General features: G+C 63.9%; 22 protein-coding genes. 15 read left to right on the top strand and 7 right to left on the bottom strand.

The window, feature by feature from the left end:
• Window positions 1–17 precede the first annotated feature (17 nt).
• The 15 genes from tssJ to HU763_RS18505 all read left to right on the top strand — a co-directional run bounded on the left by tssJ (window position 18) and on the right by HU763_RS18505 (window position 18,115).
• A complete protein-coding gene (gene tssJ, locus HU763_RS18575) occupies window positions 18–515 on the top strand; it encodes a type VI secretion system lipoprotein TssJ (protein WP_170031675.1) in 498 nt (165 codons plus the stop codon).
• A 15-nt stretch (window positions 516–530) separates the two neighbouring features.
• A complete protein-coding gene (gene tssK, locus HU763_RS18570; RefSeq protein ID WP_186688066.1) occupies window positions 531–1,865 on the top strand; it encodes a type VI secretion system baseplate subunit TssK in 1,335 nt (444 codons plus the stop codon).
• A 6-nt stretch (window positions 1,866–1,871) separates the two neighbouring features.
• Complete coding sequence (locus HU763_RS18565; RefSeq protein ID WP_186688060.1) at window positions 1,872–3,179, top strand: DotU family type VI secretion system protein; 1,308 nt, start codon at window positions 1,872–1,874, stop codon at window positions 3,177–3,179.
• The gene (gene tssM, locus HU763_RS18560) at window positions 3,176–6,685 is read left to right on the top strand and encodes a type VI secretion system membrane subunit TssM (RefSeq protein ID WP_186688058.1); all 3,510 of its coding nucleotides are present in this window, start codon (window positions 3,176–3,178) and stop codon (window positions 6,683–6,685) included. Before HU763_RS18565 ends, tssM begins: the two co-directional genes overlap by 4 nt.
• Window positions 6,682–7,338, top strand: a complete 657-nt coding sequence (gene tagF / locus HU763_RS18555) for a type VI secretion system-associated protein TagF (RefSeq protein ID WP_186688055.1) — start codon at window positions 6,682–6,684, stop codon at window positions 7,336–7,338. Before tssM ends, tagF begins: the two co-directional genes overlap by 4 nt.
• Complete coding sequence (locus HU763_RS18550) at window positions 7,335–8,054, top strand: PP2C family protein-serine/threonine phosphatase (RefSeq protein ID WP_170031659.1); 720 nt, start codon at window positions 7,335–7,337, stop codon at window positions 8,052–8,054. The genes tagF and HU763_RS18550 overlap by 4 nt, the downstream gene beginning before the upstream one ends.
• A gap of 8 nt (window positions 8,055–8,062) precedes the next feature.
• A complete protein-coding gene (locus tag HU763_RS18545; protein WP_186688143.1) occupies window positions 8,063–11,068 on the top strand; it encodes a serine/threonine-protein kinase in 3,006 nt (1,001 codons plus the stop codon).
• Window positions 11,068–11,772: an ATP-binding cassette domain-containing protein gene (locus tag HU763_RS18540; protein ID WP_170031656.1), complete on the top strand. Its 705-nt coding sequence runs from the start codon at window positions 11,068–11,070 to the stop codon at window positions 11,770–11,772. Before HU763_RS18545 ends, HU763_RS18540 begins: the two co-directional genes overlap by 1 nt.
• Complete coding sequence (locus tag HU763_RS18535; protein WP_186688052.1) at window positions 11,772–12,974, top strand: ABC transporter permease family protein; 1,203 nt, start codon at window positions 11,772–11,774, stop codon at window positions 12,972–12,974. The genes HU763_RS18540 and HU763_RS18535 overlap by 1 nt, the downstream gene beginning before the upstream one ends.
• Window positions 12,967–14,763, top strand: coding sequence for a formylglycine-generating enzyme family protein (locus HU763_RS18530; protein WP_186688049.1), 1,797 nt, complete (start codon window positions 12,967–12,969; stop codon window positions 14,761–14,763). Before HU763_RS18535 ends, HU763_RS18530 begins: the two co-directional genes overlap by 8 nt.
• Window positions 14,764–14,834: 71 nt before the next feature.
• Window positions 14,835–15,740 carry a type VI secretion system-associated lipoprotein TagQ gene (gene tagQ / locus HU763_RS18525; protein ID WP_186688038.1) on the top strand — a complete coding sequence of 302 codons (906 nt, stop codon included), beginning with the start codon at window positions 14,835–14,837 and terminating at the stop codon, window positions 15,738–15,740.
• A gap of 137 nt (window positions 15,741–15,877) precedes the next feature.
• Window positions 15,878–16,771, top strand: coding sequence for an Ssp4 family T6SS effector (locus HU763_RS18520; protein WP_170034259.1), 894 nt, complete (start codon window positions 15,878–15,880; stop codon window positions 16,769–16,771).
• Entirely contained in the window at window positions 16,768–17,208 is a 441-nt protein-coding gene (locus HU763_RS18515; RefSeq protein ID WP_170031644.1) for a hypothetical protein, read from the top strand. Before HU763_RS18520 ends, HU763_RS18515 begins: the two co-directional genes overlap by 4 nt.
• Before the next feature lie 31 nt (window positions 17,209–17,239).
• Entirely contained in the window at window positions 17,240–17,701 is a 462-nt protein-coding gene (locus HU763_RS18510) for a hypothetical protein (protein WP_186688036.1), read from the top strand.
• A gap of 150 nt (window positions 17,702–17,851) precedes the next feature.
• Window positions 17,852–18,115, top strand: coding sequence for a hypothetical protein (locus HU763_RS18505; RefSeq protein WP_186688033.1), 264 nt, complete (start codon window positions 17,852–17,854; stop codon window positions 18,113–18,115).
• 169 nt (window positions 18,116–18,284) lie between these two features.
• Here HU763_RS18505 and HU763_RS18500 read toward each other — a convergent pair whose 3' ends face one another.
• From HU763_RS18500 to HU763_RS18470, 7 genes are all read right to left on the bottom strand, one after another.
• Window positions 18,285–18,980, bottom strand: coding sequence for a hypothetical protein (locus HU763_RS18500; protein WP_186688031.1), 696 nt, complete (start codon window positions 18,978–18,980; stop codon window positions 18,285–18,287).
• Between the two features lie 363 nt (window positions 18,981–19,343).
• Complete coding sequence (locus tag HU763_RS18495) at window positions 19,344–19,751, bottom strand: hypothetical protein (RefSeq protein ID WP_186688028.1); 408 nt, start codon at window positions 19,749–19,751, stop codon at window positions 19,344–19,346.
• A 98-nt stretch (window positions 19,752–19,849) separates the two neighbouring features.
• Window positions 19,850–20,215: an MrpH family fimbial adhesin gene (locus HU763_RS25140; protein WP_420831058.1), complete on the bottom strand. Its 366-nt coding sequence runs from the start codon at window positions 20,213–20,215 to the stop codon at window positions 19,850–19,852.
• Window positions 20,216–21,441: 1,226 nt separating this feature from the next.
• On the bottom strand, window positions 21,442–21,975 hold the full coding sequence (locus HU763_RS18485; protein ID WP_186688022.1) for a fimbrial protein: 534 nt from the start codon (window positions 21,973–21,975) through the stop codon (window positions 21,442–21,444).
• A gap of 8 nt (window positions 21,976–21,983) precedes the next feature.
• Window positions 21,984–22,487, bottom strand: coding sequence for a fimbrial protein (locus tag HU763_RS18480; RefSeq protein ID WP_186688019.1), 504 nt, complete (start codon window positions 22,485–22,487; stop codon window positions 21,984–21,986).
• A complete protein-coding gene (locus HU763_RS18475; protein ID WP_186688017.1) occupies window positions 22,484–22,963 on the bottom strand; it encodes a fimbrial protein in 480 nt (159 codons plus the stop codon). The genes HU763_RS18480 and HU763_RS18475 overlap by 4 nt, the downstream gene beginning before the upstream one ends.
• Before the next feature lie 9 nt (window positions 22,964–22,972).
• Window positions 22,973–23,542 (bottom strand): fimbrial protein, encoded by a 570-nt coding sequence (locus HU763_RS18470; protein WP_186688014.1) that lies wholly within the window; start codon window positions 23,540–23,542, stop codon window positions 22,973–22,975.
• Window positions 23,543–23,558 lie beyond the last annotated feature (16 nt).

The following is a 23,558-nucleotide window of genomic DNA, read 5'->3' as shown; positions in this document are numbered from 1 at the left end:
ACGTCATGAGGACAAGGATGAAAGCAATACGACTGGTCGCGGCCCTGAGCCTGGTGCTGCTCGGTGCCTGCAGCAAGGACGAGGCTGTTGCCCCCGTCGCCGACAAGGCCCCGGCCAGCCCGGCCGTGACCCTGTATTTCAGTGCTGCTGCCGGCCTCAACCCGGGCCCTGGCGGCGCGCCTGCGCCGGTACGGGTGCGCCTGTACGAGCTGAAGAACAGCGCGGCCTTCGCCCGTGCCGATTACTTCGCATTGGCCGAGCGCGCCCAGGCCACCCTCGGCGCCGACCTGATCGACCAGGACGAAGTGCTGTTGCAGCCGGGCGGGCAATTGCGCCTCGAACGCCCGCTCGATCCCGCCACTCGCCAGGTCGGCCTGGTGGTCGGCTATCGCGAGATCGACCAGGCCCAGTGGCGCAGCGTGCTGCCAGTGCCGCCGCGCGACTATCAGATCAGCCTCGATGTGCGCGCCGTGCGCAGCGCCGTGGCCACCCCCCAACCTGAACCTGCCCGCTAGGCAATCGGAGTCCCCATGTCCTGGAACAATCGCGTGGTCTGGTCGGAAGGCATGTTCATCACGACCCAGCACTTCCAACAGCATGATCGCTACCTCGAACACTTGGTCGATACCCGCAGCCGCCCGTTGAACGTAGCCGCCTGGGGCTTTTCCGAGCTGCTGCTCGACCAGGGCCTGCTGGCCCAGGGCAAGGTGGCGATTCTCAGCGCCCGCGGTTTGCTGCCCGACGGCACGCCGTTCGACATCCCCCGTGACGACCTGCCGCCGGCACCGCTGGAAGTGCCCGACGAGCTGCGCGACGGCGTGCTTTACCTGGGGCTGCCGCTCAAGCGGGCCGGGGCCCGCGACACCGTCGACGAAGGCGAGGCCGTGGCTGGCGCCCGCTACATCAGCCGGGTCAGCGAAGTGCGTGACGACAACGCGCCGTTCGAGAACCGTGCCCCGCTGGCGCTCGGCAGCCGCGCCCTGCGCCTGTTGCGCAGCGAGGACGGCCTGAGCGACTACGCCGCCCTCGGCATGCTGCGCATCCGCGAGAAACGCGCCGACCGCGCGCTGGTGGTGGATGACAGCTACATCCCGCCGGTACTCGACGTGGCGGCCAGCCAGCAGCTGTCCGGTTTCTGCGGCGAGTTGCTGGGCCTGTTGCACCAGCGTGGCGAAGCACTGGCTGGCAGGGTGGTTGCCTCGGCCAATGGCGGCGCGTCGGAGATTGCCGACTTCATGCTGCTGCAACTGGTCAACCGCGCCCAGCCGCTGGTCGAGCACCTCAACCAGCTGAGCCCGTTGCACCCCGAGCGGCTGTACAGCGAGCTGGTGGCGCTGGCCGGCGAGTTCGCCACCTTCACCCGCGATGGCCGGCGCCCGCACAGCTTTCCGGTCTATCAGCACGACGACCTGGCGGCGACCTTCGCGCCGGTGATGGCCGCCTTGCGCGAAGCCTTGTCGACCCTGATCGACAGCAAGGCGGTGGCTATTCCCATCGTCGAGAAGGCCTACGGCATCCACGTCGGCATGCTCGCCGACCGCAGCCTGCTCGATAGCGCCAGCTTCATCCTGGTGGTGCGCGCCGACGTCCCCAGCGAGACCCTGCGCAGCCGCTTCGGCCAACAGAGCAAGATCGGTTCGGTGGAGCACATCCGCGACCTGGTCAACCTGCAGCTGCCGGGCATCGGCCTGCTGCCGTTGCCGGTGGCGCCACGGCAGATTCCGTTCCATGCCGGTTCCACCTACTTCGAGCTCGACCGGGGCAGCGAGCACTGGAAGCAGTTGCAGCACTCGGGTGGCTTTGCCTTTTACGTCGCCGGTGAGTTCCCCGGCCTGAGCCTGGCCTTCTGGGCCATTCGAGGATAACCCGCGATGCACCCGGACGATCCGCAGGCCAACGACCGTACCCAGTTCATGCCGCGCCCCGGTGGCCGCGCGGCCCCGCAGCCTGCCGCGGCGGCCCCGCAGCAGCCGCCCTTGCAGGTGCCGGCCGAGCCCCTGGCGCCAGGCCAGGGCGTCGGCCTCAACCCGCTGGAGCAGGCGGCCGGGCCGTTGCTGGCCTTGCTTACCCGCCTGCGCAACACCATCGCCCACTCGGCGCCGGCCAGCCTGCGCGCGCAGTTGCTGGCCTATCTGCGCCAGTTCGAAACCCGCGCCGAAGCTGCCGGGGTGGTGCGCAACGAGGTGCTGCTGGCGCGCTATGCGCTGTGTACCGCGCTGGACGAGGCGGTGCTCAGCACACCGTGGGGCAGTGCCAGCGACTGGAGTCGGCAGAGCTTGCTGATCACCGTGCACAACGAGGCCTGGGGCGGTGAGAAGGTGTTCCAGCTGATGGAGCACTGCCTGCAAAGCCCGCGCGAACGCCTCAACCTGCTGGAGCTGTTGTACCTGTGCACCAGCCTCGGCTTCGAGGGCCGCTACCGGGTCATGAAAGATGGCCGTGCCCAGCTCGAAGCGCTGCGCGAGCGCACCGCGGCGGCGATCCGCAGCGCCCGTGGCGAGCGTGAGCGTGAACTCTCGCCACACTGGCGCGGGGTGGCGGTCAGCCGTGACCGCCTGGCCCAGTTCGTGCCGCCCTGGGTGGGCCTGGCGGTGGCCGTGGCGCTGCTGTTGCTGTTGTTGTTCGGCCTGCGCCTGAAGCTGGCCGCCGATGCCGAGCCGGTGTTCCGCGGTATCCACGCGCTGGGTGAAATCCCGGTGCAGGCCATGGACCGCCCGGTGCTGCAGCCCAAGCCGGTGGAGCGCCCGCGCCTGGCCGGGTTCCTCGCCGAGGACATCAAGGCCGGCCGGGTCGCCGTCGAAGACGCGGTCGACCGCTCGGTGGTGACCATTCGCGGCGACGAACTGTTCGCCAGCGCCAGCGCCAGCATCAAGGGCGATTTCCAGCCGCTGATGCTGCGCATTGCCGAGGCGCTGGCCAAGGTCAAGGGCAACGTCCGGGTCACCGGGCACAGCGACAACCAGCGCATCGCCACGCTGCGCTTCCCGTCCAACTGGGCGTTGTCGCAGGCGCGCGCCGAAGAGGTCAAGGGCATCCTCGCCGCGCGCACCGGGCAACCCGAGCGCTTCAGTGCCCAAGGGTTGAGCGACACCGAGCCGCTGGCGTCGAACGACACCGCGCAGGGCCGGGCGAAGAATCGCCGGGTTGAAATCACCGTTCTGGCGGAGGGCGTCGAGTGAAGGCGTTTTTCAGTTTTGTCATTCGCTGGGTAATCCCGCTGCTGGGCCTGATCGCCCTCAGCCTGATCATCTGGTTCGTCGGGCCGTTGCTGGAAATGCTGGCGCCGCCGACGCCACGCTGGTTGCTGATCATCCTGCTGTTCGCCCTGTGGGGCGGCTACCGCGCCTGGCGCATCGTGCAGGCACGCCGACAGGCGGCCAAGGTCATGCAGAGCCTGGCCGCAGAGACCGCCCCGGACCCTGCCAGCGTGGCCACCAGCGAAGAGCTGGCGGCGCTGCGCCAGCGCATGGACGAAGCCCTGGCCCTGCTGAAGAAAGCCCGCCTGGGCGGTGACGAACGGCGCAACCTGTACGAGCTGCCGTGGTACGTGATAATCGGCCCGCCCGGCTCGGGCAAGACCACCGCGCTGGTCAATTCGGGCCTGCACTTCCCGCTGGCCGCGCAACTGGGCGAGGGTGCCATCCGTGGTGTCGGCGGCACGCGCAACTGCGACTGGTGGTTCACCGACCAGGCCGTGCTGCTCGACACCGCCGGACGCTACACCACCCAGGATAGCCACGCCCAGGTCGACAAGGCGGCCTGGCTGGGCTTTCTCGACCTGCTCAAGACCCAGCGCTCGCGCCGCCCGATCGACGGCGCGTTCATCGCCATCAGCTTGTCCGACCTGCTGCTGGGCAGCGATGCCGAGCGCGCCGCGCATGCCGCGGCGATCCGTGCGCGCATCCAGGAACTGTACAGCCAGCTGGGTGTGCGCTTCCCCGTGTACCTGATGCTGACCAAGCTCGACCTGGTGCCGGGCTTCATGGAGTTCTTCGACAACCTGGGCAAGGACGAGCGTGCCCAGGTGTGGGGCATGACGTTCCCGCTGGATACCCTCGAACAGGGCGGTGACGGCCCGTTGGCACAGTTCGACAACGAGTTCGGGTTGCTCGAACAGCGCCTCGGCGAGCGCCTGGTCGAGCGCCTGCAACAGGAACGCGACCCGGCCCGGCGCGACCTGATCTACGGCTTCGTGCAGCAGTTCGCCGCCCTGCGTGGCAACCTCAAGCTGTTCCTCGACGGCATCTTCAAGCCCAACGCCTTCGAGGCGCGGGCGTTGCTGCGCGGTGTGTACTTCACCAGCGGCACCCAGGAAGGCAGCCCGATCGACCGGCTGATCGGCAGCATGGCCCAGAGCATGGGCCTGGACCGTGCGCACCTGGCACGCCAGAGCGGTAGCGGGCGCAGCTATTTCATCGAGCGGCTGTTCACCGCGGTGGCCTTCGCCGAGCGCGGCCTGGTTGGCAGCAACCCCAAGGTGGAGCAGCGGCGCCGCTGGATCGCCCGGGGCGCGCTGGCCCTGAGCGTGGCCCTGGTGCTGTTGGTCGGCACCTTGTGGACCCTCAGTTACCGCGCCAACCAGCAATACATCGCCGAGGTCGACAGCCGCCTGCAGCCGCTGGGCAAAAGCGTGCAAGGCCTGAGCCCCGCGCAGCGCAACGTGGTCGACGTGCTGCCGCTGCTCAACGCCGTGCGCCACCTGGCCGACGACCCACCCAGCTGGGCCGAGGGCCTGGGCCTGTACCAGGGCGACATGCTCGAAAGCGAATCGCAGAGCCTGTACCGCAAGCTGCTGATCGCCATCTTCGCCCCGCGCCTGGTCACCCGCATCGAGGAGCAGCTGTATGCCGGCGGGCCCTCCGATTACCTTTACGAAGGCCTCAAGGCCTACCTGATGCTGGCCGATGCCGAGCACTACGACCCGGACTTCATCAAGGCCTGGATCACCCTCGACTGGGAGCGCCAGTTGCCTCGCGACCTGGCGCCTGACCTGCGTCAGGCCCTGGAGCAGCACCTGGCGGCGCTGTTCGAGAAACGCCCGCCGAATGCACGCCTGGACCAGCGCCTGATCGACGATACCCGTCGCCAGTTGCAGCAACTGCCGGTAGCCCAGCGGGTGTACGACCGGGTCAAGCGCCAGAAGCTGCCCAGCGGGGTCGACGACTTCCGCGTCAGCGACGCTGCCGGGCGCGATGCCGCCCTGGTATTTCGTTTCAAGAGCGGCAAGCCGCTGAGCGAGCCGCTGCCGGGGCTGTTCACCGTGCAGGGCTATCGCCAGGCATTCCTCTCCGCCAGCCTGGCGCAGAGCACCACCCTGGCCGAGGAACGCTGGGTACTGGGCCGCGCGCCGGGCGAGGCGGGCGATGCCAGGCGCCTGGCCGACGATGTGCAGCAGCTCTACTACCAGGATTACATCCGTCATTGGGATGCCCTGCTCGACGACCTGGACTTCGTGCCGATCACCAGTGTCGGCCAGGCCGCTGACGTGTTGCGCGTGTTGTCCGGGCCGACCTCGCCGATGAAGCAGTTGCTGCAGGCGGTGGCGCGTGAAACCAACCTGGCGCAGCCAACCACTCTCGACAAGGTCCAGGACAAGGCTGAGCAGGCCGGCGTCGACCAGCTGCGCCAGCGCCTTGGCGGGTTGCTCGGTGACGCGCCGCTGCCCGTCGACAGCCCCGCTGCACGCCCGCAGGACCCGGTGACCACGCACTTCGCCGAGCTGGCCACGCTGGTCGGCAGCGGCGAAGGCCAGCCCGCCGCCATCGACGGCTTGCTCACCGACCTCAATGCGCTCTACGTGCAGGTTAGCGCCATGGTCGGGGCCAGTGGCGACGCCTTGCTCGGCGAGGCCAAGAACCAGGCCCAGGCCGCGGCGCAACGGGTGGCCCTGGGCGCGGCACGCCAGCCCAAGGTGGTACAGAACCTGGTCAGCTCGGTACTTGGCTCGACCCACGGTATCGTCATGGGCGGGGTGCGCAACCAGCTCAATGCCGCCTGGGCCAGCGAAGTGCTGAATGTCTACCGCCAGTCGCTCAGTGGCCGCTACCCGATGGTGGCCGGCAGTGCGCGTGACGCCACGCTGGAAGACTTCGGCCAGTTCTTCGGCGTCGGCGGGGTGATGGACAACTACTTCCGCAAGTACCTGCAACCCTACGTCAATACCTCCAGCACACCGTGGAGCTGGCAGCCGGGCGCGGCGCAGAAGCTGGGCATCGGCAGCAACGTGCTGTACACCTTCCAGCGCGCGGCGACCATCCGCGATGCCTTCTTCCGCAGCGGCAACGGCCTGCAGCCAAGCGTGCGGTTCGAACTCAAGCCGGTGGCGATGGACGCGAGCATCACCCAGTTCCTGCTCGACCTCGACGGCCAGCAAGTCAGTTACGACCACGGCCCGAGCCGCCCGGTGGCGCTGCAGTGGCCCAACCCCAACAGCATCGGCGTGGTCCGCCTGTCGATCGCGCCGCCCGCGGCCAGCGGCCGTTCGGGGCTGACGGTGGAAGGCCCATGGGCGTGGTTCCGCCTGCTCGACCAGTCCGACCTGGTGGCCGGCAGCTCGCCAGAGCGCTTCAACCTGCGCTTGCGCGTGGATGGCGCCAGCGTGTCCTACGAGCTGCGCGCCAGCAGTGCCTTCAACCCGTTCCGCAGCCGAGTGGTCAGCGGTTTCAGCCTGCCGGAGCATCTGTGAACGACGTCGGTTTCTACGGAAAACTGGCCTGCCGCGGCGACTTCGTCAGCCGCGGCTTGCCGCAGACCTTCATCCAGCCCTGGGACCAGTGGCTGGCCGCCGGTATCCAGGCCAGCCAGCAGGCGCTTGGCGAGGGTTGGCTACAGGCCTACCTGGTCAGCCCGTTGTGGCGCTTTGCCCTGGCACCCGGGGTGTGTGGCCCGGAGGCGGTGGTCGGCGTACTGATGCCGAGCATCGACCGGGTCGGGCGGTATTTTCCGCTGAGCGTGGTGCAGGTACTGGAACCCGGCGTGGCGCTCGCAGGCATCGTCGGCGGTGCCGATGACTGGTTCGAAGCGGTCGAGGCGGCGTTGCTGGGCACGCTTGACGCGGATGCGTCGTTCGAGCGTTTCGAGGCGGCCTTGCAGCCGTTCAGCCAGGCCAGGCCGCTGTTGCAGGGGCCCCGGGTGACCGTGGGCGGGTTGCAGCGGCTGGACGGCGTTACCCCGCAGGGCCGGGCACTGGCCCTGGCCGAATGCGCCTGCCAAGGCATGAGCCTGTGGTGGGGGCAGGGCAGCGAGCGAATCGCCCCTGGCCTGCTGCGTAGCCAGGGCCTGCCGCGTAGCGACCAGTTCGCCGCGTTCCTGCTCGGCAGCGAGGCGCAACCCGCATGAACCGTGTGCACTACAGCGCGGCCAGCTACAGCCATGTGGGCATGGTCCGCAAGATCAACGAAGACGCCTGCCTGGAGTTGACCTGGGATGGCCTGTGGGCCGTTGCCGATGGCATGGGCGGGCACGCCGCCGGTGACTACGTGAGCAGCCTGGCGGTGGACAGCCTGCGCCAGTTGCCGCTCATCGATGGGCTGGAGGATTTCGCCCAGGCCTTGCGCGACACTCTGGCCCGGGTCAACCGCGTGGTGCGTGAGGAAACCCTGCGCCGGGGCGTGGCGATGATGGGCAGCACGGTGGTGCTGCTGGCCGCACGCGGCGACCGGGCCGTGGGCTTGTGGGCCGGTGACAGCCGCCTGTATCGCCTGCGCGATGGCCGCATCGAACGCCTGTCGCATGACCACAGCTATGTCCAGGAACTGCAGGACAGCGGCCTGCTCAACGAGGCCGAAGCGCGGGTGCACCCGCGCGGCAACATCGTCACCCGCGCCATCGGCGTGGAGGACCAGCTCGAACTGCAGGCGGTGAACGTGCAGGTACAGCCCGGCGATACCTACCTGCTGTGCAGCGACGGCTTGAACAAGACTGCCGAAGACCACGAGATCGCCGACGTGCTCGGCCACGCCGACCCCTACCAGGTGGTCCGCAGCCTGGTGCACCTGGGGCTGACCCGTGGCGCCCCCGACAACATTACCGCCGTGGTGGTGAAGGCGAATTGAAGAGCACCCTGAACATGCAGATCCCCGGATTCGACATCGACAGCGAGATTGGCCAAGGCGCCATGGCCAGTGTCTACCTGGCGACCCAGCGCTCGCTGCAGCGCAAGGTGGCGCTGAAGGTGATGGCCGCGAGCCTTGCCGCCGACCCTACCTTCTGCGAGCGCTTCCTGCGCGAAGGGCGCACCCTGGCGCGGTTGGCGCATCCGCACATTGCCACCATCCACGACATCGGTAATGTCGGCGAGCTGTACTACATGGCCATGGAGTACCTGCCCAGCGGGACCCTCAAGGAGCGCATCGCTGCCGGGCTTACCCCTGAGCAGGGCTTGCTGTACGTGCGGCAGATCGCCCAGGCGCTGGGCTATGCCCACGCCCAGGGGCTGGTGCACCGCGACGTGAAACCGGCCAACATCCTGTTCCGTGCCGACGGCACGGCGGTGCTCTCCGACTTCGGCATCGCCAAGTCGCTGGATGACCGCACCCAGTTCACCCAGGCCGGCTTCGCCGTCGGCACCCCCAGCTACATGAGCCCGGAGCAGGCGCGGGGCATGGACATCGATGGCCGCGCCGACCTCTATGCGCTCGGGGTGGTGCTGTACGAGATCCTCGTCGGCGAGCTGCCCTACCGGGGCACCGATGCCTTGTCGACTGCGCTGGCCCACCTGACCGAGCCGCTGCCGGAACTGCCCATCGAGCATGGGCGCTATCAGGATATCCTGCGCGGGCTGCTGGCCAAGGACCCTGAGCAACGCTTCGCCGATGCCGCGGCGTTGCTGGCTGCACTCGACCGCCTGCCAGCCGACAGCGCGGACAGCACGGTGATCCGCCCATTGCCGGTCGCGCTGCCGGGCAAGGCCGAGCTGGGTGGGCTGACACCGGTGTCCATCGATATCCCGCAGGCCACGGCCAAGCCGGTCGCCGCACCTGCACCTGCGCCAAAGCCGCAGCCGACCCGGCCCGCTGCGCCGCCGCAACCCGCCTCGGGCAAGCCGGCCAAGGCCATACTGGCCGTGGCCATTGCCGCAGCGCTGGGCCTGGGCGCGACCTTCTTCTGGTTGCGCTCTGGCAATGAGCAGCCGGTTGCGCAACCACCGCTGGCACAAACCGCGAGTGACCCGCTGGCGCCGACCGCGCCGCCACCAGCTGCCAGCGAAGACGGCCGGCCGTTGTTGATGCCAGGCAAGAAAACCCTGTTCCAACGCGTGCTGAGCAAGCCCGAAGCGCAATTGCTGGCCCAGCCCGGCGACGGCGCGGGTGAGCCGCTGCCGGCGTTCTCGGTGCTGTACGTGTACCAGCGCAAGGACATCGACGGCCAGCCCTGGCTGGAAGTGGGTGCCTCCAGCAGCGGCCAGCGCGACGGCTGGTTGCCGGCGGCACAAACCAGCGACTGGAAGCAAAGCCTGGTGCTGAAATTCACCGAGCGTTCCGGCCGTTCGCCAATGATGTTCATGCGCCAGGCCGAAGACCTGCAGCAACTGCTCGACGACACCGGCAAGGCCCGCGCCGACTTGCTCAAGGCGCAGAACCAGCCCGACCAGGTACCCCAGGTGCTGGCCCTGGAGCCGGCCGCCAGCGCGGTGCCGCAGAACCAGTTCTACCTGATGCCGATCTTCGACTACCGTGAAAGCTTCGGCGCCGACGGCCAGCCGGTGCAGTTGCTCAACGTCGCCTCCATCGACCCCGGCAGCAGCTCCCGCAGCCAGGCGGCCACGGCTGCCGGCGCGGCGGTGGCGACGGACAACCGCTTCCGTACCGGCATCGTCCTGGTGGTCGACACTTCGGTATCGATGCAACCCTACATCGACCGCGTGCGCCAGGTGGTCAGCGAACTGCAGGCGCAACTGGCCGCACGCGGCGAACTGGACAACGTCAGCTTCGGCTTGGTGGGCTTTCGCAACAGCGTCAAGCGCACACCGGGCCTGGACTACCTGAGCAAGACCCTGGTCAGCCTGGAGGAGGGCCGCGACCCGGCGCGCTTCCTCAAGGCCGCGGCGCAGGTCAAGGCCACCAGCGTTTCCAGCCACTCGTTCAATGAGGATGCCTTTGCCGGGGTGATGCAGGCCGTGGAAGGCATGGACTGGTCGGGCTATGGCGGGCGCATCGTCCTGCTGGTCAGCGATGCTGGCGCCCTGCGCAAGAACGACCCGTACAGCAGCACCCAGATGAACGAGGCCGAGGTTCGCCAGGCCGCGCTGAGCAAGCAGATCAAGATCTACGCCCTGCACCTGCGCACCCCCGCCGGGGTGAACAACCATGGCTCGGCCGAAAGCCAGTACCGCGTGCTCACCGCCGACAGCAACCCGCAGATCGGCGACCTGTACGTGGGCGTGCCGGGCGGCGATGTGGGCGCCTTTGGCGAGCGCGTGCGCGAGATCGGCTCGACCTTCGCCGAGCTGGCGCACCAGGTGCGTGAACAACAGCCACAGCCAGTACCGCAGTTGGCCACGGGCGCGAGCCTGGCGGCCAAGTCGCAGGCGATCGGTTACGCCATGCACATGGACTTCCTCGGCCGGCACGCTGCCAGCCAGGCGCCGCAGCTGGTCAGCGCCTGGGCCGCCGACCGCGACCTGACCAACCCGGCACTGCCGAGCCTGCAGGTGTGCGTGATGCTGACCAAGTTGCAGCTCAATGACCTGCAGCAGTCGCTGAAGCTGATCGTCGACGCCGCACGCAAGACCCGCAGTTCGCCCGGTGATTTCTTCAACGAGATTGCCAGCGCCAGTGCCTACATGAGCCGCGATCCGGGGGCCTTGCGCAAAGGCGCCAACCTGGCCCAGGGCGGGGTGCTGGGCGAATACCTCGAAGGCCTGCCATACCGCAGCAAGTCGCTGAGCATGACCGAGGACCTGTGGTTGTCGCTGTCGGTGGCCGAACAAGAGGACTTCATCGACGAACTGGACTCGAAGATCCGCCTGTACGAAACCTTCCACAACGACATGGCCAACTGGGTGCGCTTCGGCAAGGCCGAGCCGGGCGACGCCCTGTACCGTGTACCACTGTCGACGCTGCCGTGATGATCAGCCTGCACGGGGTGCGCAAGACGCGCGGGCAGGGTGCCCAGCGCTACAGCCTGCAGATCGACCGGCTGCAGCTGGCGGCTGGGGCACGGGTGGCGCTGGTCGGCCCCAGCGGCTGTGGCAAGAGTACCTTGCTCGACCTGCTGGCGCTGGTGCTGGCGCCGGATGCCGCCGAGGGTTTCGTCTTTGCTGGCGCCGATGTGGCTGGCCTGTGGCGCCAGCGCCGTCTCGACCAGCTGGCGGCGCTGCGCAGCCGCCAGCTGGGCTATGTGCTGCAGGCCGGCGGCTTGCTCGGCTTCCTCGATGTGCGGGGCAATATCCGCCTGCCGCGGCAGCTGTTGGGGCTGGGCGAGGACGGCAGCGTCGAACGCCTGGCCGAGGCGCTGGATGTGCATGACCAGCTGGCCAAGAAGCCTGCCGCGTTGTCGCTGGGGCAACGCCAGCGGGTCAGCTGCGCCCGGGCCTTGGCGCATGCGCCGGCGTTGCTGCTGGCCGACGAGCCTACCGCGGCGCTGGACCCGGTGAACGCCGAGCGGGTCATGCAGTTGCTGCTGCGCGAGGCCCAGGCGCGCCAGGTAACCTGCGTGCTCGCCACCCATGACGAAGCGCTGGCGCGCCGGGCCGGGCTGGACGTGCTGCGCATGGCCTGCCGGCGCGATGCCGACGGCGGCGTCACCGCCAGCCTGGTGCAGGCCGTCTGATGCGCCCGTGGCTGATCGCCGGCCTGGCCTGGCAGGACTACCGCAACGATGCGCGGCTGTCGGCGTGCAGCGTGCTGGCGCTGGTTGCGGTGATCGCACCCTTGCTGGTGCTGTTCGGGCTCAAGTTCGGCCTGGTCGGCAGCCTGACCGAGCGGCTGCAACGCGACCCGAGTGTGCGCGAAATCATTCCCCTGGGCGGTGGCCGTTTCCATGCCGATTTCATCCAGGCCCTGGCTCAGCGACCGGACGTTGCCTTCGCCATTGCGCGCACCCGGCAGATCGCTGCCACCGCCGAGCTGTTGCTGCCGGCCCAAGGGCGCGCGGTGACCGTCGAGATGCTGCCGACCGCTGCCGGTGACCCGTTGTTGCAACAGGTGCCGCCACCGCAGGGCCTGCAACAGGTGGTATTGAGCTTTACCGCTGCCGAGAAGCTCGGTGCCGCTGCCGGTGATGAGTTGCAGGCCAGCTTCAGCCGCCAGCAGGCCGGCCAGCTGCAGTGGCGCCAGACGCGCTTGCAGGTGGCCGCGGTGCTGCCGCTGGCGGCGTTCGAACGCGATGGCCTGTTCGCTTCGCTGGCCCTGCTCGAAGCGGTCGAGGATTACCGCGACGGGCGCGCTGTGCCGGCGCTGGGCTGGCCGGGCGAGGCCGCAGGCAGCGATGCCGGGCGGATCTACCCGGCGTTTCGTCTGTATGCCCGGGGGCTGGCCGATGTCGAGCCGCTGCGCGCCTATTTTGCCGAACGCAAATGGCTGGTATCGACCCAGGCGGCGCAGATCGCCCAGGTGCAGGCCCTGAGCCGCAACCTCGACCTGGTGTTCTGGGTCATCACCAGCCTGGCCGTGGCCGGCGCCGTGGCTGCCATCGCCGCTGGCGCAGTGGCGGCAGTGCAGCGCAAGCAGCGCGAGCTGGCGGTGCTGCGCCTGCTGGGGTTCGGTACGGCCGCGCTGCTGCTGTTCGTGGTGCTACAGGCGCTGTACAGCGGCGTGCTGGCGGCGGCCGTTGCCGGCGGCCTGTACCTGCTGGCCGAGCAGGGCCTCAACCGGATCTTCACCCAGGTGCCCGGCGAGTACGCCAGCCACCTGTTGCCGATGCATTACTTCGTTGCGTTGTCTGCGGTGCTGCTGGCCAGCGCCGCCGCTGCTGCCGTGGGCGGCTGGCGGGTGACACGCATCGATGCCAGCCAAGGAATCCGTGATGTCTGAACTTCGCCTCGGGGCTGCGGCCCTGCTTCTGACCACGCTGGGCCTGGCGGCTTGTTCGCCGGGCGCCGAGGAGCTGCCGGCCAAGCCGGCCAAGCCAGTCGACAGCGCTGCGGCCAGCGCCCCGGCAGCGGCGGTGGATACCAGCAAGCTGGACAACCCCAAGCCCTTGCCCGGTGACGTCAGCCTGCCGCTGCCGTGCGGCGGCGAGCTGGTGCTGCGCAGCGTCTACGTACTGGCCCAGGGCAGCCTGGACGACCGCGAGGTCAACCTTGGCTACCCGTTCAGCGAAGGCGAGGCCGGCTACCAGCAGTCGTTCATTTCCGGTTACCGGCGTGACTTCATCAATGGCCAGTTCAGCCTCCAGGACCTGTCGCCCGAGTGGCAGAAGGCGGTCGCCCCCAGCCTGCCCAAGCTCGACCAGGCCGGCCCGCTCAAGCCAATGATGTATTTCATTGGCAAGTACGAGGTCAGCGCCCGCCAGTATGCCCAGGTAATGGCCCAGGCCCAGTCGCTGGCCAGCGGCGAGGCGGCGCCGGCCTGCCAGCCCGAGACCTCGGCGGCCGGGCGCCTGCCCAAGGTCAAGCTGTCGCGCTTCGAGGCCGAACGCTTTGTCGCGGTCTACAGTGCCTGGCTGCTCAAGTATCACCGCGACCTGCTGCCGGTCAGTGGCCGGGGCAGCAAGGCCGAGGACGGCGGGATCGGTTTCGTGCGCCTGCCCACTGAAGTGGAGTGGGAGTTCGCTGCCCGTGGCGGTTCTGCGGTAAGCCGCCAGGAACTCGAAGGGCGGCTGTTCCCGCGCAAGGTCCAGGGCAGTGACAGCGACGGGCCGCTCAGCGACTGGGCGGTGTACAACCAGGTGGCTGGCGGCAGCGGCCAGGCGGCACGGCTGATGCCCATCGGCACCCGGCTGCCGAACCCGCTGGGGCTGTTCGATGTGATCGGCAATGCTGCGGAAATGGTCCAGGAGTCGTTCCAGCTGGTGCACGCTGGGCGCCTGCAGGGCGCCTATGGCGGCTTCGTGGTCAAGGGCGGCAACTACCTGGAAGGCGAGGGCACGCTGTTCACCGGCATGCGCCGCGAGTACCCGCTGTTTGGTGCTGACGGTACCGAGCAGCGCAACGAGACCACCGGCTTCCGGGTGGCCATCGGGGCCCTGTCGGCGCCCCGTTCGCGTTACCAGGAACTGTTCGAGCAGTGGCAGAAGCAAGGGCGCCTGGCCAGCCTGACCGACGACATCGATGCCGCCGAGGACCCGACCAAGCGCCTGGACAGCCTCATCGCCGCCACCACCGACCCGCGCCAGCAGGCCGAGCTGGGGCTGGTCAACGAAGAGCTCAAGCGCAGCGTGTCGCTGATCGGCCGCCAGCGCGAAGAGGCGGCCGGCAACCTGATCCAGTCCGCCGCCCTGGTGGCCGAGACCATCAACAACTACAACATCCGCCTGACCAACCTGCGCAACACCCAGGCCGAGGCCCAGGCGCGTGGCGACCAGACCAGCGTGCGCATGTATGCCGCGGCCATCAGCAACGGCCGCGCTGCGCTCGATGGCGCGGTGGCGATCTACATCGACAACCTGGCCAGCGGCACGCGCTACACCGATGCGGTGATCCAGGCGCAGTTCCAGCGGGTCAAGGAAGAACTCAATCGCAAGCCGGTCCTGGGCCAGAGCCTGGTGAGCCGCGCGACCCTGTTCGTTCGCCACGTTGGGGAGTACCGCCAGAACCGGCGGGCCGACCCGGCGACGATCCTCAAGGAGCTCCTGGCATCGGCCGCCGCGCGGCCTTCGTAGTGGCTTCTGCCTGACGCAAGCGCGGGGTGGCATGAGGCCCCCCGTTTTAACCACCCACGTGAGAGAGTGACATGTTCAAGACCATCTTCACGGCTTCCCATGCCCGTTCCGCCCTGCTGCTCGCCGCAGGTTTCAGCACTGTCCTGATGGCGGGCTGCTCCAGCTCACCCGTGTCCAAGGTGGGTGCCACGACCAAGGTCGAGTACTACCCGAGCTGCTACGAGCCGGTGCAGCACCTGCGCGCCACCGACGGCGACATGACCCGCTCGGTAGCGACCGGCGCGGTCATCGGTGCCCTCGGCGGTGCCCTGACCGGTGCCTTGGTCGACGGCGACAACCGCGGCCGCAACGCTGCCATCGGTGCGGCGGGCGGTGCCCTGGTGGGCGGCGCGGCCGGTTACTACACCGAGCGCCAGAAGCAGATCAGCGACGACAAGCAGCGCATTGCCTCGTACGCCACCGACATCGACAAGAGCGCTGCCGACCTGGACCGCACCACGGCCTATGCCAAGGCTTCGCAGAGCTGCTACCAGCGTGAATTCACCAGCCTGATCGAAGGCCGCAAGGCCAACCGCATCAACGACACCGAAGGGCGCAAGCGCCTGGCCGAGATCGTCTCCGGCCTGCAGGAGTCGAACAAGCTGCTGGCCACCGTCAACGGCCGCGTCGCGGAAAACCTCGACAACTATACCCAGGCCTACGAGCAGGACCTCAAGCAGGTCGGCGTGGCCCGTACCGACGTAGCGACCGTGGCTGAACCGCCGAAGACCACCACTGGCAAGAAGAAGACCCAGGCCGTGAAGGTGAACAAGAACGTGCCGCAAGAGGCGGTCGCCACCGAGAAGACCCTGCAGAAGGCCACGACCAAGAAAGCCGAGGCCCAGCAGGTGGCCAATGCTGGCGTCGACCAGGTCAACAAGATGTGCCGCAGCCCCGACATGGGTGACTGGGCGCCGGTGCCTTGCCCGAACGTGTAACTCACGCTCCGTTGCGCTTGCGCTTGCGCTTGCGCCGGTGCACGTGCCGCCCCAGGCAGGTCGCCTGACCTGCACGGGGCGTGCGTGGGCCGGCGCAGCGGCTTTTCGAACCAAGGAGAGTTGTCGTGACCGACCTGATGTCCGGCGTGCTCGGCGGCTACCAGCAGCAAATGGCCCGCCAGCGGCTGCTGTTGACCGTCGACCAGCAGAAGTTGTTCAGGGCCATCGATTCCGACCCGGGTATCGTTGGCGCGGGTGTTGTCTACATCGATGCCCAGTACAACGTGATCGTCCTGCGCGAATTCAAGCCGATCTGCAGCATCGCGCCCAAGCGCGTGATTTTGCAGGAGGCGCCACCTTACAAGTCACCTGAACAGTTCATGACCCAGCTGCAGACCGGCGCTCGTGAGCGCAAGGTGATGGCAGAGGCCGTGAACGCCAGTTTGAGTTGCCTGTCGGCCTACCTGGGTTGGGTCGTCATGTTCAGCGGCACCATTGCCGTACCCTTCACTGGCGGCGCCAGCATGGTGTTGACGGCGGTCGGTTATGCCGCCGCAGCGGCCGGGACCGGGCAGTGCATGATGGGCGGGTACCGGGTGTTCAACGAAGTGTTCGACCCTGGGCAGAACGACTGGCTCGACAGTAATGACACGGTCCAGACGGTAATGAGCATACTCGACGGCGTAGCGCTGGCCGGTGTGGGCGCATCGAGCCTGAACACCGTGCGTTTCCTGCAGGCACGCAAAGCGGCGACCGGCAAGGGCTGGAGAGAGCTGTTCCAGAGCCTGTCGCGGCAGCAGCGCAAGGCCCTGGCCGAGGAACTTCTGCAGATCAAGCACCCGTCGCTCACCGCCAAGCAGCTGAAGCTGAAGCAGGCGGCGGGTACCGCGATCAAGCGTTTCACCCCCACCCAAATCCAGCACGCCACGCGTACCTTGATCAAGGACTCGATTGGCGGCTTGTCGGGTTTTGCCAGCAGTAGCTTCGTGCAGTCGGTTGCCGTGGGGCTTTATGAGGAAATTGACGAATGACCCATGGCCAGGAACTGCAAGCATTCCTTTCCCGTTATTTCGGCGTGTTCATTGCCGAGTTTTTCTTTTCCTGCATGGCGCTGGGCGGCACCGTCTCGCTGGTGTTCTCCACCTATATGCGCAGTTCAGACCCTGAACTCTCGGTGATGGTGCTGGCGGCAGCCGGTGTAGTGAGCGCCGCCTCGCATATCGCCATGGTACGTGGCTTTGCCTGGGGCGTGCGCGGTGTGATCGGCATCCTCGTGGTTGCCTTGCTCGCCGCATTGCCCAGCTACGGTTATCGCCCGCACATGGGGGGGTATATTTCCGTCCTGGTGTTCGGTTTGCTGGCTCTGCTGATCATCAACAGCCAGCGTTACCGGGAGATGCGCGTGCGCCTGGTGGAGTATCGGGACATCCGTAAATTCAACCGTCGCGCGGCTAAAACCTCTAAATGACACCTGTCTCTGATGTAACGAGGGGATCGGGATGAGTTTGCGCCGAAAGCGTACCTGGCTCGGTGGTTTGCTATTGCCCTTGCTCGTTGCTTGCAACGGGCACAAGGTCGAGCGCGTCGTGGTTTATGAGAACAACGTCCATCACTGGCGCATCGAGCACGTGGTGGAGCAGAACTGGCCGGTGGGGCCTCGCCAATATTATCAGGTGTTTCTCAAGGAACGCCTGCTGATCCTGCCGGCCAATGTGTTCAACGACGAGCGCGACATTAGTGAGTTCGTTGCTGCGGGCGGTTTCGACATCAGCAACTGGCGCAACGACACGATCATCGTGGCGTTCGAGAACGTGCAAAAGCGCGAAGGTGGTAACGAGCATTTTGTCCGCTCGCTGATGATCACCCCGGAGTACAAGGAGGGGGAGGTGATACTGACTGACATGGCGAGCCATATGCAGATCGTGGTGCAGCGGGTCGAGCCGGTTGGTGAAGGGAAGTAGCAGGGCGGTGGTGTTGTAGGCAGGCAAATGAACTAGCTGTGGGTGTCACCGGCATTTGTGGGCGCGGGCAAGCCCGCGAAGCAGGCGACGCGGTGCATGGCACCGGCTGCGCCGGTGTTCGCGGCCACGGCCGCTCCCACAGGTCCAAGCATGAGCCTGAGCCCGCGCATTACCTGTGGGAGCGGGCAAGCCCGCGAAACAGACGACGCGGTGGATCCAGGCGAAAAAAAGGCTGCCAATCGGCAGCCTTCTCTATGCTTCGCCCGCGTAGGTTTTCACCACAATCTGAAACGCATTGCCTTGGTACGGGAGACTCGCCCATTCGGGAATTCACAAATACTGAATTTAGATTTCATGAAGTCCGAATTTTCTCAGGAGTTTTTCAGTTTTGACGAAATCGGAGAGGGCTCCTAACCATGAGAAGAGAACCAGCGCAATTCACTGTGGTATTTAGTTGGATGGGATAGTGGGTCAAGATAAAATCATAAATTTATTGGGGCGTGCTACCCATGCTTTCTACTTGGGTAGGAACGAAAATGCTGAGATCGGTCTTTGTTTCAGTTATTCACTGCTTTTGTAATTGTTAGAATTTCGTTAATTTTGTACAAGGGGTGTTTGTAGTTGTGTGAGGCAGAAAGTGTTGGCGAATTTTATGCCTCTTGATCAGCTTTATTTCTCCGCCTTTCGGAGTTCCTAGAATCTTGTCCGCTTCCATTGTGGTGCAATACTCGGCCAATAATGATGTAATCTTTTCAGCGTCATCTTGAGTGAGGTATTCTACTTTACCAACTTTGACCTTTCTAACAAATCTAGGGTTCATGAAGCGGCGCGAAAAATTATGATGGGACATACTGTGCGCTGACAAGATATCAGTCAGTGGTACTAGTGTGCGCAATAGGGGTTGCAGTTTAGCTTTGTCTTTAGGTGAAATGCCGTGATAATGTCGGTAGCAAGGCGCACGTGTAGGTTTTATGAAAAGCTTAATTAGGCGTGATGTGTCTGGTAGGCTAAGCCCTAGCTCTTTGGCTGTCTGTGCAATAGTTGATATATCATTTCTTAACCAATATATGCTGAAGTCATCGTTATAAGGGTTGACTCGATGCTTGAGGTCTGCCGGTAATACTGATCGAGCAAATATTTGGCTTGTTGTTCCTGTGATAGATGGTCCTGCCACCGGTGATATTCCTAGTCGTTGCAGGACACGAGTTACCACCTTGGAACTGATGTTGAGTTCTTGCCCCAGGTCGGAAGGTGTCGCAAAGTTTTGATGGAATTTCAATACATCTTCGTGGCTTATTAGGCTCAGGCTCTCGGGGTGATGTGAGAGGGTTCCAATATCACGGTAATACTGAATCGTCTGGGTCGGCACGTGAAGTATGGAGGCAGCTTTGGTTCACGTGATTACTGGTGTTGAAGGAGATGGGGAAACGCGGCGTGATGCACAAGCTAGACCGTATTTAGTCTTAGAAGTAGTTCGTATTGTCTCCTCAATAGCTGGTATGTCTTCGCGACGGACAAAAAAGGGTGGGCCGTACCAATTTGCGAAAATTGAGTGCTTTAAATTTGCGAGCTAGGATCATTGAGCGAATGTGGTTGTTGGTAAAGTCGTCAACAAGATGTTTGGGTAGATAAACTTTAGAATTTAGTACCTGTTTTTTTCAAGGGCGTTTTGCTGTATGAGGTAGGAGAAATGCCGTTCGCAGACTGAGAGTTTGTCCCTGGCTTCCTGAAGTTCATAGTAAAAGCCGCTCCGTATAGCTGTTTCTAAACTTTTCCTCTGATCAACAGGGCTATTCGAGGAGCGGATTTCACGGGCGATTTGCTCAAGCTCTTCTACCGTATAGCTGCCACGACCGTCTCGAGTTGAGCGAAGTTTTTTTATGTTGCTATAATTTTTCAACCTGTCCCATTGGTCGATGCTGAGGTGAAGAAGTTGCGGCATAACCCTTGGTGGAATCAGTATTTTCGAGGTGGTGGGAAGTTCCCGGGCTGGCAGCTTGCTGAATTGCTGGTGAAGATGTTCGAGAGAGCCAAGAACCACGATGACCATCCTCTTTCGCCCGCAGGGCGCCTTCGGCTGGTTCAGTTACACCACTTCCCGGGACACGATCAAGCTATGTCCTGCAGCGCTGACAGCCAGCTCGCCGATCAAGGGGGAGCGATTGTCAGCACAGTAGACCCAGAAAAAGCACCTGGCTTAACAGCACCATTGCTATACAGCTGTGACTTGATGGTGATGGGAGTAGCCAAACCGCTCTCCACATTTATGCGAACACCAGCAGCGGCAGGTTTACCTTCAATTGTGATCTTGGAATACAGACTACCATCGGCTCGTAGTTTGATGCCTGTTGGGCTCTCTTTGCTTGCACTAGCCATTACGGTTCCTTTCCCAGTACATGTCAATCGCAGAGTCGTTTGCGCTGAACTAAGGTTAAGGGTGTTGATATTGTCAGAAACTGAGCCATGATTAATGGTTGGAGAACCATTGATGTCACACTTCGCCGGCGGCTCCATGGTCGACCTACAAGGGCCAACGGGATCAAACCGAGTTTTGGTGTCGCCGCCATAAACAAACTGTTGCACAAAGCTAATACATACACTATGGCGGGCGCCCGGCACAAAAATCGAGCCTCTAAAGGGTATTGTGAAAGCCGTCGACCCTACGCCTATGCTATTGGACATGGTAGTACGAAGATCCGTCATAGTGCTATTAGGTCGCAAGTTGTACCAATAATAGCTGCTTGACGCGAGATGGCCTGGGCCCAAAACTCCTGCTATGGTTAAATTGCAGATGCGCGCTGAAAGGTCCCGGCAAAAGTTATCGCCCCCCCCTTCCCACTGGGTAACGGTAAAGAAATAACGAACTCCATTTTCTTCGTTCCTGCTTCCGGTAGATTCTATCTCTACCGCGACCGCAGAATAAGAAATAACGAAAACAGACCAAAGCCATATAAGGCGAACAAGTACTCTCATCGCTCCAAATACTCCTTGATTTAATTTGCGCGAACTGATAATTGATCATGATAAAATATATCTTGCATTCTGCGTGTAAGAAGGTTTTCGAGGGCTGGCGGCGACCACTCTTAAGGATGCAATAAAAATTTGTACAGAAGCCTACAATGGAAAATCTAGCACTGTTGACCCAATGAATTGACTTAGCAAAACGTCCCCGCGCTTAACCAGTGTCGAGGTAACTGTTAACGGCGTGAGCTGTCGCTGCGTGATTGGCATATCTATGTTTGCCGTGTGGTCCTTGTCATTAACTGTAACCTTGCTGTACAGGCCTCATCCGAAGGGGTAGGCAGGAGCAACTGAGCCGTCCTATCTCATTTGAGCTACAAACCGATACAAAAATTAGAAGGCCGATATTTGAATATACAAAAATTGATCAACTGAGCGGAACCCGAAATCCCTTGTTTTCCAAATCCTTCAACATGTCTCCCATGTTAGAGTTAGGGCGAGCGGAAACGTCCCAGTCGGCGTAATCTCCTACTGAATGGTCATTAATGTGTGCACTAAAATCAAAGCAGCATATAATAAGTTTCAGGGTCGCTCTATGTGCAGGGGGAGGCATTAGCTCATCCCCAGCTAGTCAACTCGAAATGGTAACGTACGCCTCCAAGGACGTACTAAGTCTTTGTCGTTTGAATGACGATAACGCGTGCGTGGCCGACATACTACCAAGCAGCATCGCTGCTAGGGGCAGCGCAACGCTGTTACATAAAATTTCTCCATGATGATCACTCGTAACTCAAAGCAAAGGTCAGGGACGCCTCGAAGTCGCCTTGGCCGAGTGTGCGGTTGGCCAGTACCTTGGGATCGCCTTGCAGGTAAGCGTTGAAGCTGAGCAGGTTGTCGCCACTGCTCAGCACGCCGATGCGGTGGGTCTTGTTCAACGGCAGCGCTACGCCTTGCGTTGTCTCCAGCCCCACCAGCAAGCCTTGCACGGTTGTGCTCCGCAGCACAAGAAGCCCGGGTGGTTCGCTGCTCTCGTTGCCGCTGAAGGTGATGTTGACCATGCGCTTGCCGACGTCCAGGTCGCAGTTCTGCAGGTGTAACTCGATGGGGCGTCCCTTGGTCCTGCCGTTCAGGTAAAGGTCCTTGTCGATCACGCTCTCGAAGTTCATTTCGATCAATTTATCCCTTTCGGCGAGCGCACAAGGCTCATTTACTAAGGTGCCGGAAAAGTACAAGTTGTCTTCTGCAGCCTGGGTCGCCGGCAAGCAGAGGCTGATAGCAGCCCAGGCGCCCAGGGTAATGGCCCACTTGCCCATGGATCCTCCTAGTAGAGCTCAGCCATCAAGAGCGCCGAAGCAGTAAATTCGGTGCTAGGCAATGCAGCGCCAGCGAGCTTTACCGGTACGGCTTCCAGCACGGGCGGTATCGATGCACGGACATCGATCTCTCGTGGCTCGTTGGGCGCCAATGCGGTACCGCCAAGCAGGACTCTGATGCCCAGATCGTTTTCCGAGGTTTGCAGCGCGGTGGTGTCGAAAGATGCGGGTATCCCCTTGAGGGTCAGGCGCATGTGCCAGGTGATGTTGTAATCGGTGACCCCCGGACACTCGATCTGGTAGGGGATCGCCTGGCGATAGCGCTCGCCATCAATGCGGTTGACGGCGATGTTTTGCGTGAAACGTACGTCGATACGCCCGCCTTTGTCGCTGACGGTACAACCAGACGGCGCCAACAGCGTCCCGCTGAACTCAAGATTGCCTGCCTCGACGCACGACAAGGGCAGGGCAGCGATCGACAGTATTGCCAAAGTGCGATGTAGGAGGCTCATCGATAGTCCACCACCAGGGTTGCGCTGGCCTTGAACGCGCCGGCTTTGATTTCGCTGGCATCGCGCTTGACCAGCACGGCTTGCAGCACGGGTTGTTTACGCGTATCGAAGTTGGACCAGCTGTTGAGCGCCCACCGTTCGCCGTCCTTCTTCAATGCGATACCGATGTTGTCGTATCCGGGTATCTCAAGCGTCGTGGGGTCGAAGGCCGGGTATCCCCGCACTTGCATCCGCAGTTCATTGGTGGCCGAGCGGCTGCAATCGAGCGAATAGTCAATGGAGATGGTCTTGTACTGGCCATCGATACTGGCAATCTGAACATCATTGAACGGGGCGCTGATGGGCGCGTTTTTGTTGATCACGCAGGGAATCGCCGCATAGATAACACCTTTGATCGTCAGCAGTTGCTCAGCGGCCTGGGCCAAAGGACCGCAGCCAAGCAGCAGGGCAAGCAGAGCGAGACGTGCGACAGTCATGATGGGACCTCAGTCATATGCCAGATTCACATTGAGGCTGGCGCGAAAAGCCCCCGGGCGCAGTGGGGCCGTCGTGCGCTCGGGGCGAATGTAATAGGTCAGCTGGCTGTCACCGGGCGAGACGAACCAGGCCGGGGCAGTGCGGCCCAGGCGCACGTCATTGCCCTGGACATCGAGCAAGCGCAGGCCGAACCCCTCGGCACCGACCACCTTGATCAGCGATGGAGTGTCGGCGTCGGCCACCGCCTGGAATGTCACAGCCGCCACCGGCTCGATGGAGCTCCACACCAGCGAGCCTTGCTGCTCGTCATGACGACCGCCGTCGCTGCGCACACAGCCCTGCAGCTTCAGGTGCAGGGGCACGGGCGTGCCTTGGTCGCCTATGTGCGATAGGCGAGTGGTGCTCAGCTCACCCAATGACAAGCGCTGGTAGGCGGAGCTGGGGTCCAGGTAGCAGGCGCTCTCAAGCAGGGTGCCGGTGACCTGGAACTCGGCCGATTGCGCAGGGCTGGCCGCGTGAGTCGAGAGGCTGGCCCCGCACAGCAAGACGGCCAGGGCACTACGGCGTCCGATCTTCATGATTGGCCCTCACAGG

Source organism: Pseudomonas anuradhapurensis (assembly GCF_014269225.2).
In the GTDB taxonomy this organism is placed as follows: Bacteria; Pseudomonadota; Gammaproteobacteria; order Pseudomonadales; family Pseudomonadaceae; genus Aquipseudomonas; species Aquipseudomonas anuradhapurensis.
The sequence above is the reverse complement of the archived record's forward strand: the minus strand, read 5'-3'. Positions and strand labels throughout refer to the sequence as shown.

Coding starts and splice junctions, on each gene's coding strand:
- tssJ (WP_170031675.1), top strand. CDS start 18: ATGAAAGCAATACGACTGGTCGCGGCCCTGAGCCTGGTGCTGCTCGGT.
- tssK (WP_186688066.1), top strand. CDS start 531: ATGTCCTGGAACAATCGCGTGGTCTGGTCGGAAGGCATGTTCATCACG.
- HU763_RS18565 (WP_186688060.1), top strand. CDS start 1,872: ATGCACCCGGACGATCCGCAGGCCAACGACCGTACCCAGTTCATGCCG.
- HU763_RS18550 (WP_170031659.1), top strand. CDS start 7,335: ATGAACCGTGTGCACTACAGCGCGGCCAGCTACAGCCATGTGGGCATG.
- HU763_RS18540 (WP_170031656.1), top strand. CDS start 11,068: ATGATCAGCCTGCACGGGGTGCGCAAGACGCGCGGGCAGGGTGCCCAG.
- HU763_RS18535 (WP_186688052.1), top strand. CDS start 11,772: ATGCGCCCGTGGCTGATCGCCGGCCTGGCCTGGCAGGACTACCGCAAC.
- HU763_RS18530 (WP_186688049.1), top strand. CDS start 12,967: ATGTCTGAACTTCGCCTCGGGGCTGCGGCCCTGCTTCTGACCACGCTG.
- tagQ (WP_186688038.1), top strand. CDS start 14,835: ATGTTCAAGACCATCTTCACGGCTTCCCATGCCCGTTCCGCCCTGCTG.
- HU763_RS18520 (WP_170034259.1), top strand. CDS start 15,878: ATGTCCGGCGTGCTCGGCGGCTACCAGCAGCAAATGGCCCGCCAGCGG.
- HU763_RS18515 (WP_170031644.1), top strand. CDS start 16,768: ATGACCCATGGCCAGGAACTGCAAGCATTCCTTTCCCGTTATTTCGGC.
- HU763_RS18510 (WP_186688036.1), top strand. CDS start 17,240: ATGAGTTTGCGCCGAAAGCGTACCTGGCTCGGTGGTTTGCTATTGCCC.
- HU763_RS18505 (WP_186688033.1), top strand. CDS start 17,852: ATGAGCCTGAGCCCGCGCATTACCTGTGGGAGCGGGCAAGCCCGCGAA.
- HU763_RS18495 (WP_186688028.1), bottom strand. CDS start 19,751: ATGGTCATCGTGGTTCTTGGCTCTCTCGAACATCTTCACCAGCAATTC.
- HU763_RS25140 (WP_420831058.1), bottom strand. CDS start 20,215: ATGGAGCCGCCGGCGAAGTGTGACATCAATGGTTCTCCAACCATTAAT.
- HU763_RS18485 (WP_186688022.1), bottom strand. CDS start 21,975: ATGGGCAAGTGGGCCATTACCCTGGGCGCCTGGGCTGCTATCAGCCTC.
- HU763_RS18480 (WP_186688019.1), bottom strand. CDS start 22,487: ATGAGCCTCCTACATCGCACTTTGGCAATACTGTCGATCGCTGCCCTG.
- HU763_RS18475 (WP_186688017.1), bottom strand. CDS start 22,963: ATGACTGTCGCACGTCTCGCTCTGCTTGCCCTGCTGCTTGGCTGCGGT.
- HU763_RS18470 (WP_186688014.1), bottom strand. CDS start 23,542: ATGAAGATCGGACGCCGTAGTGCCCTGGCCGTCTTGCTGTGCGGGGCC.